This window comes from Streptomyces sp. NPDC088746 (genome assembly GCF_044751065.1).
Classification (GTDB): domain Bacteria; phylum Actinomycetota; class Actinomycetes; order Streptomycetales; family Streptomycetaceae; genus Streptomyces.
The window spans coordinates 1-13,742 of record NZ_JBIVLA010000009.1 but is presented as its reverse complement, the minus strand read 5'-3'; the positions used below and the strand labels follow the sequence as shown (position 1 = coordinate 13,742).

Below are 13,742 nucleotides of genomic sequence, written 5' to 3'. Positions count from 1 at the left end.
AACATTACGCCTTATGGCCTGAGCTGAAACCGGGTTCGGCAGCACCGTTTCGATCATTTTCCGAACCGGCCACAACCGCGGGCGTACGCCCGGGAGCTGCGAGGACCCTTCCGGTGGCCAGCAGAACCAGCAGCGCCGCCACTCCACCGGCCCCGGCGACGGCGAAACTCCACGCCGTCCCGCCGAGCTCGACGGCCGGGCCCGCCACCGCCGTTCCGGCCGCCGCGCCCACCCCGAAGGTCGTCACGAGCCAGGAGAACGCCTCGGTCACCGTGCCCTGCGGCGCGTGCCGGTCCACGACGATGAACGAGCACGCGATCGCCGGGGCGAGGAACACTCCGGCGAGGGCCGCCAGAGCGGTCATGGCGGGCACGCCGGGCGTCAGCGTCAGCGGCAGATAGCCCAGCGCCAGCAGGGCGACGATGATCCGCAGCCTGCGCTCGGGCGCGCCGGCCCACTGCCGCGCCCCGTAGACCGCTCCACCGATCAGCGCGCCGAGGCCGAGCGCGGCCATCAGCCAGCCGTACACGGACTCCTGACCCTGGTCGTCGGCGTAGGCGACACCGGCCACCGTGATGGAGCCGAGCGCGAGCCCGACGAAGAAGAAGGCGCCGAGCAGGGCGAGCAGTCCGGGCGAGCGAAGGGCGCCCAGCCAGTGCGCCTCGCGGGGCGCCGAGCGCCACACCCTGGAGGGCTCGGACAGGACGACGGACAGCGCACCCAGCACGCCGATGGCGTTGATGACCAGGAGTGCGGCGGCGGGCGACAGGAGCGACACCAGGACCGTCACGAGGAGCGGCCCCACGGTGAACATGATCTCCTGGGCCACCGCGTCCATGGCGTACGCGCGGTGCACCCGGTCCTCCCGGCCCAGGACCGTCGGCCACAGGGCGCGCAGGCCGCCCTCCAACGGCGGCGTGAACAGGCCGGCCACGACGACCGCCGCGTAGGCGGCCGGGAGCGAGGCCAGGCCGATGAGGGCGAGCACGGCCATGCCGAGCGCGGAGACGACCGCCGCGGGGAGCTGGACACGCGGCTGGCCGTACAGGTCCACGGCCCGGCCCAGCAGGGGCTGCCCCACCGCTGTGGCGAGTCCGTACGCCGCCGCGAGGGCGCCGGCCAGCGTGTAGCTGCCGCCCTCCGCGCGGGTGAACAGGACGATCGCGATGGGGGCCGTGCCGTTCGGCAGCCGCCCCACCAGCGTTCCCGTGAGCAGCCGGGCGGCGTGCCGCGTCCGGAGGATGTCCATGTACCCCGCGGCCATGTCCGCCCCTCTCCCCCAGCGGTGCCACACCCTGGGGTTTTACGTATAACTTCGACGCTCATACGTACCATGTGGGCAGCCCGGGAGTCCATCCCGCCACGATCCGACCGGCCCAGCACGGAGGCACGAGTGAGCAGCACCCAGCAGCCCTCCCCACCACGGCCCACCAGCCGTGACGTGGCCCGGGCGGCGGGCGTCTCGCAGGCGACGGTCTCGCTCGTACTCGGAGACAAATGGCGCGGCCGGGTCTCCACGGCCACCGCCGAACGGGTCCGCGTCAGCGCCAGGGACCTCGGCTACCGGCCGAATTTCGCGGCCCGCAGTCTCCGGCTGGGCCACACCCGCACCGCCCTCCTCGTCGTCCCGGCGCTCACCAACGAGTTCTTCGCCCGGGTGTACACGGGGGCCGCCGCCGTCGCCGCCGAGCACGACTTCGGCGTGGTCCTCTACCCGTCCCCCGACGGCACCGGTCCCGCCAGGGACCCGTTCGCCTCGGCCCGCGCGGCGCTCGACGGGGTGATCGCCTCGTCGATGGCGGCGGACGCCCTGGGGGCGCTGAGGGGCGCGGACCTGCCGCTGGTGATGCTGGACAGCGATCCCGAGGACCCCGGGGCCGCGGCGCGCGTGAATCTGGACATCGCGGACGGCATGCGCCAGGTGACGGGCCATCTGCTCGGCCTCGGCCACCGCCGGATCACGCACCTCGCCTCCGCCGTGGACACCTGGACCTTCGCGGTGCGTGCCCGGGCGCTGCGGGAGGCCGTGCGTGACGTCCCCGGCGCCGTCCTGCGCACCGTCACCGCCCCGCTGGACGTACGGTCCGGGCGCGAGGCCACCGAGAGGGTCCTGGCCTCCCCCGGCCCACTGCCGACGGCCATCGTCTGTGACGACGACATCCTGGCCGCCGGCGCCTGCAAGGCGGTGCGCAGACGGGGGCTGCGGGTGCCCGACGACATCTCCGTGACCGGTTTCGACGACCTCGCGCTCGCCGCGGCGGTGGAGCCGGAGCTCACCACCGTGCGCCTCCCGGCCGAGCAGGTGGGTGAGCGCGGCATGACAGCACTGCTGGCCGTCCTGGAGGGCCGCCCCGCGGTCCACCACGACCTCCCCGTCCGCCTGGTGGTACGGGGCTCCACCGCACCCCCGGCCACCGCATGACGGAGCCCTCCGGCCGCCGCGTACGACGGCCGGAGGGCTCCGCCCGGAGATCTTCCCGTACCGGTTACTCCTTCGGGGCGTCGCCCGTGCCCTTCTCGGGCCCGTCGGTGCCCTTCTCGGGGGCGTCGGCACCCTTCTCGGGGGTGCCGGCGGCCGGGGTGGAGCCGCCCTCGGGCTCCTCCGTGTCGGACGGGGCGTCCGTGGGGGTCGCCCCCGCACCGTCCGCGTCCAGCAGCCTGGTCAGCTGCCGGCCGACGATCCGCTTGAACTTGCGCTGCTGCGGCCTCGTGCGGTCCAGGACCGCGACCTCGAGCCGCTCGGCGGGGATCTCCCGCTCGTTGCCGTTGGCCTCGCGGGACAGCGCCTGGACGGCCAGCTTCAGCGCCTCGGCGAGCGACATCCCGTCGCGGTGGCGCTGGTCCAGGAAGCTGCTGATCTGCTCGGCGTTCCCGCCGACCGCGACGGAGCCGTGCTCGTCCACGATCGAACCGTCGTGCGGCAGCCGGTAGATCTGGTCGCCCTCGGGCCCGGCGCCGACCTCGGCGACCACCAGCTCCACCTCGTAGGGCTTCTCGGCGGCGCTGGAGAAGATGGTGCCGAGCGTCTGGGCGTAGACGTTGGCCAGCCCACGGGCCGTCACGTCGTCGCGGTCGTAGGTGTATCCCCGCAGATCGGCGTAGCGCACACCGCCGATGCGGAGGTTCTCGTACTCGTTGTATTTGCCGGCGGCGGCGAAGCCGATCCGGTCGTAGATCTCGCTGAACTTGTGCAGCGCGCGGGACGGGTTCTCGCCGACGAACACAATGCCGTCGGCGTACTGCAGCACAACCAGGCTGCGACCACGGGCGATGCCCTTCCGGGCGTATTCCGCCCGGTCGGCCATGGCCTGCTGGGGTGAGACATAGAACGGCGTCGACACCGGCTATCCGTCCCTTTCTGTCAGTGACGAGTGCATCGGAGAAGCATCGGGCCGGTCAGAGCAGCGCGGCGCGGGGGCCGTCGGGCTGCTCGAGCCGGCGCTCCAGGATCGCGCGCGCGATCTCCGAGGATTCCGCGTCGTCCAGCCTGCGGAAGCCCTCGTCGGTGATGACGGTGACGATCGGGTAGATCCGGCGGGCCACGTCCGGGCCACCGGTCGCCGAGTCGTCGTCGGCCGCGTCGTACAGTGCCTGCACGACCAGCGTGAGTGTCTGCTCCTCCGTCAGGTCGTCGCGGAACAGCTTCTTCATCGACCCGCGCGCGAAGACCGAGCCGGAGCCGGTGGCCGCGTAGCCGCGCTCCTCGGAACGGCCGCCGGTCACGTCGTACGAGAAGATCCGGCCCTTCTCGCGGTCGACGTCGTACCCGGCGAACAGCGGGACGACCGCCAGGCCCTGCATGGCCATCGCCAGGTTGCTGCGGATCATCGTGGAGAGCCGGTTGGCCTTGCCCTCCAGGGAGAGCGTGGCGCCCTCGACCTTCTCGAAGTGCTCCAGCTCCAGCTGGAACAGCTTGACCATCTCCACGGCGAGACCCGCCGTGCCGGCGATCCCCACCGCCGAGTACTCGTCGGCCGGGAACACCTTCTCGATGTCGCGCTGCGCGATCATGTTCCCCATGGTCGCCCGCCGGTCACCGGCCAGCACCACTCCGCCGGGGAACGAGGCCGCCACGATGGTCGTGCCGTGCGGCGCCTCGATCGCGCCCTGCAGCGGCGGCAGGCTGCGGTTGCCGGGAAGGATCTCGGGTGAGTGGTCGGACAGGAAGTCCATGAACGAGGACGAACCCGGCGTCAGGAACGCAGCTGGTAGACGCCCGGTGCTACGAGTGTTGGCTTCCACGCGTTTCCCTCCAGGTATGCGATGGCCCTGCGCAAGGAGTCAGGATCATCCCCCAACTTGCCGATGGCCGAATTGCAGTTGAAGCAGTACGCCACGGACCCTACCCGTCCTGTGACGGTGATCAACATGATCCCGGGTGCGGAGGCACTTCCGTGGGACGCCCCCGGTGACGCCCGGTGCGGGCGAGGGCGTCCCACGGAAATCGCCTGCCGGCGGCGCGAGCCCGCCGGCGAACGGTCCGGCCGGGAATCCGGCTGTTACTCGCCGCCCTTTTGAACGAACGATCGAACGAAATCTTCGGCGTTGGACTCGAGCACGTCGTCGATCTCGTCCAGGACGTCGTCCACGTCCTCGCTGAGCTTCTCCTGTCGCTCCGCAAGGTCCTCGGACGCCTGCGCGTCCTGCGCCTGCTCCTCGGTCTCCTCGGTGGAACGCGTCGCCTTCTGCTGTCCGCCGCCGGTGTCCTTGGTCGCCATGTAGCTCACCCCGCTCGGTTCGAAGCACTTGATCAGACCCTACCTACGGGGTCCGACATTGGCCCGGTACTTTCCTCAACGTCCGGAGGTCATCTGATTGATTCCCAGCCGGGAGGCCTTTCAGCCCCCCGTCAGCGTCCGGACCAGCTCTTCCGCCGTGCGGCAGCGGTCCAGGAGGTCCTTGACGTGGGCGCGTGTACCCCGCAACGGTTCCATCGTGGGAACCCGTTGCAGCGAGTCACGGTCGGGCAGATCGAAGATGACCGAGTCCCAGGAGGCCGCGGCGACGTCGTCCGCGTACTGCTCCAGGCAGCGGCCCCGGAAATAGGCCCTGGTGTCCTCGGGAGGCTTCGTACGGGCCCTCTCGACGTCGCTCTCGTCGAGGAGCCGCTTGATCTTCCCCCGGGCCGCCAGGCGGTTGTACAGGCCCTTGTCGGCCCGTACGTCGGCGTACTGGAGGTCCACCAGGTGCAGGCGCGGCGCGTCCCAGTCCAGGCCGTCACGACGCCGGTAGCCCTCCATGAGCTCCCGCTTGGCGATCCAGTCCAGCTCGCCCGAGAGGCTCATCGGGTCGTTCTCCAGGCGGTTCAGGGTGTCCTCCCAGCGGGCCAGGACATCCTTGGTCTGCTCGTCCGCGTCCGCCCCGTACCGCTCCTCGACGTACTTGCGGCCCAGCTCGAAGTACTCCATCTGCAGCTGCACCGCGGTGAGTGTCCGGCCGCTACGGAGCGTGATCAGCTGCTTCAGTGTCGGGTCGTGCGAGACCTGGTGGAGCGTGCGGACCGGCTGGTCCACCGCCAGGTCGACATTGATGAAGCCGTCCTCGATCATGGCCAGGACCAGCGAGGTGGTGCCGAGCTTCAGATACGTCGAGATCTCGGAAAGGTTCGCGTCGCCGATGATCACATGCAGCCTGCGGTACTTCTCGGCGTCGGAGTGCGGTTCGTCGCGGGTGTTGATGATGGGGCGCTTGAGGGTCGTCTCCAGGCCGACCTCGACCTCGAAGTAGTCGGCGCGCTGACTGATCTGGAATCCGTGCTCGTGGCCGTCCTGGCCGATGCCGACCCGGCCCGCACCGGTGACGACCTGGCGGGAGACGAAGAACGGGGTCAGATGGCGCACGATGTCCGAGAAGGGGGTCTCCCGCTTCATCAGGTAGTTCTCGTGCGTGCCGTAGGACGCGCCCTTGTTGTCGGTGTTGTTCTTGTACAGATGGATCGGCTGGGCGCCCGGGATCGCGGCCGCCCGTTCGGCCGCCTCCGCCATCACCCGCTCGCCGGCCTTGTCCCAGAGCACCGCGTCCAGCGGATTGGTGATCTCCGGTGAGCTGTATTCGGGGTGCGCGTGGTCGACGTACAGCCGCGCACCGTTGGTGAGGATGACATTGGCGAGGCCGATGTCCTCGTCGGTGAGCTGGCTGGAGTCCGCGGTCTCACGGGCGAGGTCGAAGCCTCGCGCGTCGCGCAGCGGGTTCTCCTCCTCGAAGTCCCAGCGGGCGCGGCGCGCCCGGTGCATCGCCGCCGCGTAGGCGTTGACGATCTGGGACGAGGTGAGCATGGCATTGGCGTTGGGTTGACCGGGGACGGAGATCCCGTACTCCGTCTCGATGCCCATCACTCGCCGTACGGTCATGCGGCCCTCCTTGCCCGGCGTCGCTCCCGTCCGGGAGCGGCGCTCAAGTACCGCTGCTGGTCCGCGGTGCCCGTCCCCGCACTGCGCGACTCGGCGGTAGTACGGCTGAGCCTAGAGCGCCTCTGCGCCGGTGGGGAGATCAATTACGTCATTGTTCGGGTGTGGCCGGAGCTGCCGGGAAAACGGCCGGCTGCGGATACCCTGCCGGGCATCCGCAGCCGGTCTGCGTTTTACAGGTACTGTCCGGTATTTGCCACCGTGTCGATGGAACGACCGGTGTCTGCGCCCTGCTTTCCGGTGACGAGTGTGCGGATGAACACGATCCGCTCGCCCTTCTTTCCGGAAATCCTGGCCCAGTCGTCCGGGTTGGTCGTGTTGGGCAGGTCCTCGTTCTCCTTGAACTCGTCCACGCAGGCCTGGAGGAGGTGGGAGACGCGCAGGCCCTTCTGGCCCTGCTCGAGGAATGCCTTGATGGCCATTTTCTTTGCCCGGTCCACGATGTTCTGAATCATCGCTCCGGAGTTGAAGTCCTTGAAGTACAGGACTTCCTTGTCGCCGTTCGCGTAGGTGACCTCGAGGAAGCGGTTCTCCTCGGACTCCGTGTACATCCGCTCCACGACGGACTGGATCATCGCGTGGGCGGCGGCCTCCCTCGACCCGGTGTGCTCGGACAGGTCGTCCGAGTGCAGCGGCAGCGAGGGCGTGAGGTACTTCGCGAAGATGTCCTTCGCGGCCTCCGCGTCCGGACGCTCGATCTTGATCTTCACATCGAGACGGCCGGGCCGCAGGATCGCGGGGTCGATCATGTCCTCACGGTTGGAGGCACCGATGACGATGACGTTCTCCAGGCCCTCCACACCGTCGATCTCGGCGAGCAGCTGGGGGACGATGGTGTTCTCCACGTCCGAGCTGACACCGGAACCACGGGTGCGGAAGAGGGATTCCATCTCGTCGAAGAAGACGATGACGGGGGTGCCCTCGCTCGCCTTCTCCCGGGCACGCTGGAAGACGAGGCGGATGTGCCGCTCGGTCTCGCCGACGTACTTGTTGAGGAGCTCGGGGCCCTTGATATTGAGGAAGTAGCTCTTCCCCGCGGGCTGTCCCGTGACCTCGGCGACCTTCTTGGCCAGCGAGTTGGCGACGGCCTTGGCGATGAGCGTCTTGCCGCAGCCGGGAGGACCGTAGAGCAGGATGCCCTTCGGCGGGCGGAGTTCGTGCTCCTTGAAGAGGTCCGGGTGGAGGTACGGGAGCTCGACCGCGTCGCGGATCAGTTCGATCTGGTCGCCCAGACCGCCGATCTTGTTGTAGTCGATGTCCGGGACCTCTTCGAGAACGAGCTCCTCGACCTCGCTCTTGGGGACCACTTCGTAGACGTAGCCGGACCTGGGTTCGAGCAGGAGGGCGTCGCCGGGGCGGATGGTGATGTCCAGCAGGGGCTCGGCGAGCCTCACCACCCGTTCCTCGTCGGTGTGCCCGATGACCAGGGCGCGCTCGCCGTCCTCGAGGATCTCCTTGAGGGTGACGATGTCCCCGGCCCGCTCGAATTCCATGGCCTCGACCACGTTGAGCGCCTCGTTGAGCATGACCTCCTGGCCTCGCCGGAGGCCCTCGAGCTCGACGCTCGGACTGACGTTCACCCGGAGCTTGCGGCCCCCGGTGAAGATGTCGCAGGTGTCGTCCTCGTTGGCCTGCAGGAAGACACCGAAGCCGGCCGGCGGCTGCGCGAGCCGGTCGACCTCCTCCTTGAGGGCCACGATCTGGTCGCGGGCCTCCCGGAGTGTGTTGGCGAGCCGCTCGTTCTGCGCGGACACGCCTGCCAGGTTGGTCTGCAACTCGACGATCCGCTCTTCGAGAATCCTCGTATGACGCGGAGAGTCGGCGAGCTTACGTCGCAGGACGGCGATTTCCTGCTCGAGATAGGCGACCTGGCCGGCTGGGTCCTCAGACCCTCGCCCGGGCCGGTTGCCGCGGTTGATGTCGTCGTCGTGGGCTGCCACGGTCCTCACCTCCTCCAAGGGGAGCTGGACGCTTCCTGACCCTACCTGGGTGGGTGATGATTGAAACCCCTAGATCACAAAGACCCGGGAGTCTGTCCGATCTTCACCCTTGCGCTCTCCCTCACGCCAAGGGAATACCCACCCTTCGGCACCGGAAAGCAGCCGGTTGTATCGTCGAAGCGTTCAACACCCGTCAGGGCTGGCTTCAATTGGTGCAGATACGCAGGGAACGGCAGGACACATGACCGTGCAGCAGGACGCTCCGGGCGACAGCGACACGCAGGACCTCGAGGTCTGGATCGACCAGGATCTCTGTACGGGCGACGGCATCTGCGTGCAGTACGCACCCGAGGTGTTCGAGCTGGACATCGACGGTCTGGCGTACGTCAAGAGCGACGAGGACGAGCTCCTCCAGGACAAGGGAGCCACCACACCGGTGCCGCTGCCTCTCCTCCAGGACGTCGTGGACTCGGCCAAGGAATGCCCGGGCGACTGTATTCATGTACGTCGCGTTTCGGACAATGTAGAGGTCTTCGGGCCCGACGCGGAGTGACGGCTCAGACGCCTCGCGCGGTGGAGCCCGCGGGGCCGGCCGACTTGATGAACGCGTTGCCCTTCCACTGCCAGGAGGCGCTCTCCAGCTCGTCGGGGCAGCAGCGGGGCACATCGGCCGAGGAGTAGCCGAGCAGGGTCGCCGACACACGGCCGTCACGGACGGTGAAGTCGGTGACGTTGAGTTTCTCAGCGGGGTCCACCAGGGTCGCCACGACCCGGGGTGCGGCCCCGCTCGGCTGTGTCACGACGTAGATGCCGCTGGGCGGGGTACCCGACCCCGCGGCGCAGCGCACGACCGCCACGGTCTCGGGGCCGCCGTCCCCGTCGAGGTCCCCGGGTGCGCTTTCGGCCACGGTGTGTCCGGCGGCGCCGCAGTCGAGCGGAAAGGCGACCTGGGCCGGGTCGGGCGCCTTCGCGACGGGCGCACTCCCGTGCTGCGTCGTGACGCGGTGCTCGGACGCGGAGGCCGTCGCGGTGGCCGCCTCCGGCTGGAGCAGGCCCGCGGCGGCGACGACCGCGGCCATCGCCGTCGCCGTGGCGAGCCAGTGCACCGGCTTGGCGTCGGTGTGCGCGAGGTCCGGGAGCGCGGAGGTCTGCACGCGGTATGTCTCCTGTGGTTCCTGGTGCCTGGATAGGCGGTGCCGAACGGATGTCGGCGGGCGGGGGGTGGCCAGCATCGTGCCACACCTCACACCCGAGGGGAACGGCGGGGTCGTCGCGGCCGACGGAAAAGGCGCCCCCGCCGGGCTCCCGGGTCGGTCCGGGAACTCGGCGGCGGCGCCTTCGCGTTGTACGGGTCAGTCGCGGGTGGCGGAGCCGCTCCGGCTGCCGGGACCGTCGTAGTCGTCGCCGTAGGCGCCCTTGGACGGGCGGCGGCGGCGCAGCGGAGGCTCGACGCCGTCCGCGAGACGGCGGGCGGTGACGAGGAAGCCGGTGTGGCCGATCATCCGGTGGTCGGGGCGGACGGCCAGGCCTTCGACGTGCCAGTTGCGGATCATCGACTCCCACGGCTGCGGTTCCGCGAAGCAGCCGATCTCACGGATGGACTCGACGGTCCGCGAGAGCTGGGTGGTGGTCGCGACGTACGCGCAGAGGATGCCGCCGGGCACCAGGGCCTTGGAGACGGCCTCGAGGCACTCCCACGGGGCGAGCATGTCGAGGACGACACGGTCGACGTCGGTGTCCGAGAGGTTGTCCTGGAGGTCGCCGACGGTGAGCTGCCAGGCCGGGTGCGGCGAGCCGAAGTAGCGCTCGACGTTCTGCTGGGCGATCTCGGCGAAGTCCTCGCGGCGCTCGTAGGAGTGCAGCATGCCCTGCTCGCCGATGGCGCGCAGCAGGAAGGTGCTCAGCGCACCCGAGCCGACGCCGGCTTCGACGACGCGCGCACCGGGGAAGATGTCACCGAAGGCGAGGATCTGGCCCGCGTCCTTCGGGTAGACCACGGCGGCACCGCGGGGCATGGACAGGACGTAGTCGGGGAGCAGGGGACGCAGCGCGAGATAGGCGACGTTTCCCGTGGTTCGGACAACACTGCCCTCGGGAGCACCGATCAGCTCGTCGTGCGGGAAAGAACCCTTGTGGGTGTGGAAATTCTTTCCGGCCTCGAGCGTGAAGGTGTAGTGGCGTCCCTTGGGGTCGGTGAGCTGGACCTGGTCCCCGACTTTGAATGGGCCGCGACGGCGGGCGGCACCGGTCGGTTCGGACATGTGACCAGCCTACCGGTATTTCGGTGGCCGCTTCCCGGGCGTCAGGCCGGGGGACGGGCCATGGCCTTGATGAAGGCGCGCTCCACGTCGGCGGTGGAGAGGACCCCGTAGATCTCGCCGGTCTCCTCGACCACGAGGTACTCGGTGGCCGGGGTGGCCTTCAGCCGGTCCAGCAGGGCCTCGCCCGCGAGTTCGGCCGGGACCTTCATACCGTCCGTGAGGTCCTGGGCGAGGCCGCTGACGGCCACCCAGGGCCTGCGGTGTTCGGGGACGCCGGCGATGGCCGCCTCCCGGACGACGCCCTTAGGGCTGCCCTGGCCGTCGACGACGACGAGGGCGCGGGCGCCCGCCTCGTTGGCGCGGCGGAGTGCCTCGGAGAGCGGGGTGGCGGACTCCACGGGCACGGCACGCCGGGTGAGGGTACGGGCACGGAGTTCGGGGAGATGCTCACGGAGCCGGGCCGTCCGCAGGCTGTTCCCGGCGCCGGTCCAGATGATCGCCGCGAGGATCGCCGCGAGGAGGGCGTCGGTGACGGTCTCGAACCCGCTGATCTCACCGGTGGCGTTGCCGAGGGCGCCGGTGTGGGTGAGCAGCGGGAGGCCGACGAAGACGGTGATGGCCAGGCCACGGCCGACCCACGCGGCGGCGATGGTGCCGCTCATCGGCTTGCCCGTGATCTTCCAGACGACCGCGCGGAGCATGCGTCCGCCGTCCAGGGGGAGGCCGGGCAGCAGGTTGAAGGCGGCGACGATGAGGTTGGAGACCATCAGCCCGGCGAGGAGCACGCCGGGGACGGTGCCCGCTTCGACGAACTGGAGCGGGACGTAGAAGACACCGCCGAGGACGAGGGAGAGCAGGGGGCCCACGAAGGCGAGGACGAACTCGCGGCCGGGGGTCTCGGTCTCCTTCTCGATCTCGGAGACGCCGCCGAAGAACTGGAGCTGGATGCGGCGCACCGGCAGCTTGTAGCGCAGGGCGGCGACGGTGTGGGCGAGCTCGTGGACGAGCACGGACGCGTAGAAGGCGATCGCGAAGAAGAGCGCGACCAGGTAGCGGGCCCCGCCGAGTTCCGGCAGGACGCGGTCGAGCTGTCCTCCGAAGACCCATGTGATCAGCGCCGCGACGACGAACCAGCTGGGTGCGACGTACACGGGCACGCCGAAGGGGCGCCCCATCAGGAGGCCGCCTCCCGGGTCTGCCGGGCGTCGCGGTTTGCCCTTGTCCGGTCCGGTGCCGGGGTTTTTGTCCCCTGCGCCGGGCTGCGGGCGCCCGCTGTCGCCGCTCTCGTCCACGGGGTCCCTTCGGTCGGTGGCTTCTGCCACGATCATGCTGTGTGCGAGCTCTGTCGTCGATGGTATGCCGCTGGTGTCAGTGGCGGGCCGTAGGGTCTGCGACATGACGTCCGTACCGCGCCCGCCTCAGCCACCCTCGTCCCTGTCGCCGTCGCGCGCGAGCGATTTCATGCAGTGCCCCCTGCTGTACCGCTTCCGGGTCATCGACAAGCTCCCGGAGAAGCCCAGTGAGGCTGCTACCCGGGGCACGCTGGTGCATGCGGTGCTTGAGCGTCTGTTCGACGCCCCGGCGGCGGACCGTACGGCGCCGAGGGCCAAGGCGCTGATCCCGGGCCAGTGGGACCGGCTGCTGGAGTCGAAGCCCGAGCTGACGGAGCTCTTCGAGGGGGATCCGGAGGGAGAGCGGCTCGCGGGGTGGCTCGGTGAGGCGGAGCGGCTCGTGGAGCGGTGGTTCTCGCTGGAGGACCCGACCCGCCTGGAGCCTGCGGAGCGGGAGCTGTTCGTCGAGACGGAGCTGGATTCGGGGCTGAGACTGCGTGGCGTGATCGACCGCGTGGACGTGACCCCGACGGGTGACGTCCGCATCGTGGACTACAAGACGGGCAAGGCGCCCCGGCCGGAGTACGCGGAGGGCGCGCTGTTCCAGATGAAGTTCTACGCCCTGGTGGTGTGGCGCCTGAAGAACGTGGTCCCGCGCCGGCTCCAGCTCGTCTATCTCGGCAGCGGTGACGTGCTGACCTACGACCCCGTTCCGGCGGACCTCGAGCGGGTGGAGCGCAAGCTGCTCGCGCTGTGGGAGGCGATCCGGCTCGCCACCGAGACGGGCGAGTGGCGGCCAAGGCCGACGAAGCTGTGCGGCTGGTGCGACCACCGGTCGGTCTGCCCGGAATTCGGCGGGACTCCCCCGGTCTATCCGCTGTCCGTGCGCCCGCCCGAATCGGTGGAGGCTGTGCAGGGCAGAATGGAGCCGGTCCGGTCCGAGGCCGGCCGCCCCGCGGCCCTCGAAGGCCCTTAAGGAGATTACGTGGCTATCCGCGTCCTGCTCGTCGATGACCAACCACTGCTGCGCACCGGTTTCCGGATGATCCTGGAGGCGGAGGGCGATCTGGCGGTGGTCGGTGAGGCCGGCGACGGTCTGCAGGCCATCGATCAGGTGCGGGCGCTGCAGCCCGATGTCGTGCTCATGGACATCCGGATGCCGCGGATGGACGGGGTCGAGGCGACCCGCCAGATCACGGGCCCCGGGCGGGACGGCCCGGCGAAGGTCCTGGTGCTGACGACGTTCGACCTCGACGAGTACGTGGTGGAGGCGCTGCGCGCCGGCGCCAGCGGCTTCCTGCTGAAGGACGCGCCGGCCAACGAGCTGGTGCAGGCCATCCGGGTGGTCGCCGCGGGCGAGGCGATGCTGGCGCCGAGCATCACGCGCCGGCTGCTCGACAAGTACGCCGACCATCTGCCGTCGGGCGAGGACCCCGTCCCGGACGCCCTGCACACCCTGACCGAGCGCGAGGTCGAGGTGCTGAAGCTGGTGGCGCGCGGGCTGTCCAACGCGGAGATCGCGGCGGACCTGTTCGTGAGTGAGACCACGGTCAAGACGCATGTGGGCCATGTGCTGACGAAGCTGGGCCTGCGCGACCGCGTGCAGGCCGCCGTCTACGCCTACGAGAGCGGTCTGGTGCGTCCCGGCGCCCAGTGAGACGGACGCGGACGCACGGACGGGGGGGGGGGGGGGGCCCGGGGGGCGGGCCCCCCCCCGCCCGGGGGGGGGGGGCCGCCGGGGGGCAAGCCCCCGGGCCCCCCCCCCAGGAGGGGGTGGGGGCCGGGGGTTTGGGGCCCCCCCAC

Annotated in this window: 13 protein-coding genes and 1 pseudogene; 4 read left to right on the top strand and 10 right to left on the bottom strand. The window is 70.0% G+C overall.

Annotated features, from left to right (window positions below; genetic code table 11):
- Nucleotides 1-4: 4 nt before the first annotated feature.
- A complete protein-coding gene (locus ACIP63_RS31495) occupies nt 5-1,264 on the bottom strand; it encodes an MFS transporter (protein ID WP_401522526.1) in 1,260 nt (419 codons plus the stop codon).
- Between the two features lie 129 nt (nt 1,265-1,393).
- On the opposite strand from ACIP63_RS31495, the gene ACIP63_RS31490 reads away from it, so the two are divergent.
- Complete coding sequence (locus ACIP63_RS31490) at nt 1,394-2,422, top strand: LacI family DNA-binding transcriptional regulator (protein WP_401522523.1); 1,029 nt, start codon at nt 1,394-1,396, stop codon at nt 2,420-2,422.
- Between the two features lie 64 nt (nt 2,423-2,486).
- Here ACIP63_RS31490 and prcA read toward each other — a convergent pair whose 3' ends face one another.
- The 6 genes and pseudogenes from prcA to arc all read right to left on the bottom strand — a co-directional run bounded on the left by prcA (nt 2,487) and on the right by arc (nt 8,347).
- Nucleotides 2,487-3,341 carry a proteasome subunit alpha gene (gene prcA / locus ACIP63_RS31485; RefSeq protein ID WP_401522520.1) on the bottom strand — a complete coding sequence of 285 codons (855 nt, stop codon included), beginning with the start codon at nt 3,339-3,341 and terminating at the stop codon, nt 2,487-2,489.
- A 55-nt stretch (nt 3,342-3,396) separates the two neighbouring features.
- Nucleotides 3,397-4,242, bottom strand: a complete 846-nt coding sequence (prcB, locus tag ACIP63_RS31480; RefSeq protein ID WP_329226989.1) for a proteasome subunit beta — start codon at nt 4,240-4,242, stop codon at nt 3,397-3,399.
- Nucleotides 4,194-4,371, bottom strand: a pseudogene (locus ACIP63_RS31475) (endonuclease domain-containing protein); the annotation flags it as partial. The gene prcB and the pseudogene ACIP63_RS31475, both read right to left, overlap by 49 nt.
- A gap of 128 nt (nt 4,372-4,499) precedes the next feature.
- Complete coding sequence (locus tag ACIP63_RS31470) at nt 4,500-4,718, bottom strand: ubiquitin-like protein Pup (protein WP_104791959.1); 219 nt, start codon at nt 4,716-4,718, stop codon at nt 4,500-4,502.
- 120 nt (nt 4,719-4,838) lie between these two features.
- Nucleotides 4,839-6,350 carry a depupylase/deamidase Dop gene (dop, locus tag ACIP63_RS31465; protein WP_401522514.1) on the bottom strand — a complete coding sequence of 504 codons (1,512 nt, stop codon included), beginning with the start codon at nt 6,348-6,350 and terminating at the stop codon, nt 4,839-4,841.
- Nucleotides 6,351-6,580: 230 nt separating this feature from the next.
- Nucleotides 6,581-8,347, bottom strand: a complete 1,767-nt coding sequence (arc, locus tag ACIP63_RS31460; protein WP_401522511.1) for a proteasome ATPase — start codon at nt 8,345-8,347, stop codon at nt 6,581-6,583.
- A gap of 241 nt (nt 8,348-8,588) precedes the next feature.
- Here arc and ACIP63_RS31455 point away from each other — a divergent pair, with 241 nt between their 5' ends.
- Nucleotides 8,589-8,900, top strand: coding sequence for a ferredoxin (locus tag ACIP63_RS31455; protein ID WP_104790263.1), 312 nt, complete (start codon nt 8,589-8,591; stop codon nt 8,898-8,900).
- Between the two features lie 4 nt (nt 8,901-8,904).
- On the opposite strand, the gene ACIP63_RS31450 is transcribed toward ACIP63_RS31455, so the two are convergent.
- From ACIP63_RS31450 to ACIP63_RS31440, 3 genes are all read right to left on the bottom strand, one after another.
- A complete protein-coding gene (locus ACIP63_RS31450; protein ID WP_401522507.1) occupies nt 8,905-9,501 on the bottom strand; it encodes a hypothetical protein in 597 nt (198 codons plus the stop codon).
- 198 nt (nt 9,502-9,699) lie between these two features.
- The gene (locus ACIP63_RS31445) at nt 9,700-10,608 is read right to left on the bottom strand and encodes a tRNA (adenine-N1)-methyltransferase (protein ID WP_307127888.1); all 909 of its coding nucleotides are present in this window, start codon (nt 10,606-10,608) and stop codon (nt 9,700-9,702) included.
- Between the two features lie 41 nt (nt 10,609-10,649).
- On the bottom strand, nt 10,650-11,900 hold the full coding sequence (locus ACIP63_RS31440) for a site-2 protease family protein (protein ID WP_401523147.1): 1,251 nt from the start codon (nt 11,898-11,900) through the stop codon (nt 10,650-10,652).
- Nucleotides 11,901-12,069: 169 nt separating this feature from the next.
- On the opposite strand from ACIP63_RS31440, the gene ACIP63_RS31435 reads away from it, so the two are divergent.
- Complete coding sequence (locus tag ACIP63_RS31435) at nt 12,070-12,915, top strand: RecB family exonuclease (RefSeq protein WP_401523144.1); 846 nt, start codon at nt 12,070-12,072, stop codon at nt 12,913-12,915.
- 9 nt (nt 12,916-12,924) lie between these two features.
- The gene (locus ACIP63_RS31430) at nt 12,925-13,596 is read left to right on the top strand and encodes a response regulator transcription factor (protein ID WP_104790259.1); all 672 of its coding nucleotides are present in this window, start codon (nt 12,925-12,927) and stop codon (nt 13,594-13,596) included.
- Nucleotides 13,597-13,742 lie beyond the last annotated feature (146 nt).

Coding starts and splice junctions, on each gene's coding strand:
- ACIP63_RS31455 (WP_104790263.1), top strand. CDS start 8,589: ATGACCGTGCAGCAGGACGCTCCGGGCGACAGCGACACGCAGGACCTC.
- ACIP63_RS31495 (WP_401522526.1), bottom strand. CDS start 1,264: ATGGCCGCGGGGTACATGGACATCCTCCGGACGCGGCACGCCGCCCGG.
- ACIP63_RS31435 (WP_401523144.1), top strand. CDS start 12,070: ATGCAGTGCCCCCTGCTGTACCGCTTCCGGGTCATCGACAAGCTCCCG.
- dop (WP_401522514.1), bottom strand. CDS start 6,350: ATGACCGTACGGCGAGTGATGGGCATCGAGACGGAGTACGGGATCTCC.
- ACIP63_RS31445 (WP_307127888.1), bottom strand. CDS start 10,608: ATGTCCGAACCGACCGGTGCCGCCCGCCGTCGCGGCCCATTCAAAGTC.
- ACIP63_RS31470 (WP_104791959.1), bottom strand. CDS start 4,718: ATGGCGACCAAGGACACCGGCGGCGGACAGCAGAAGGCGACGCGTTCC.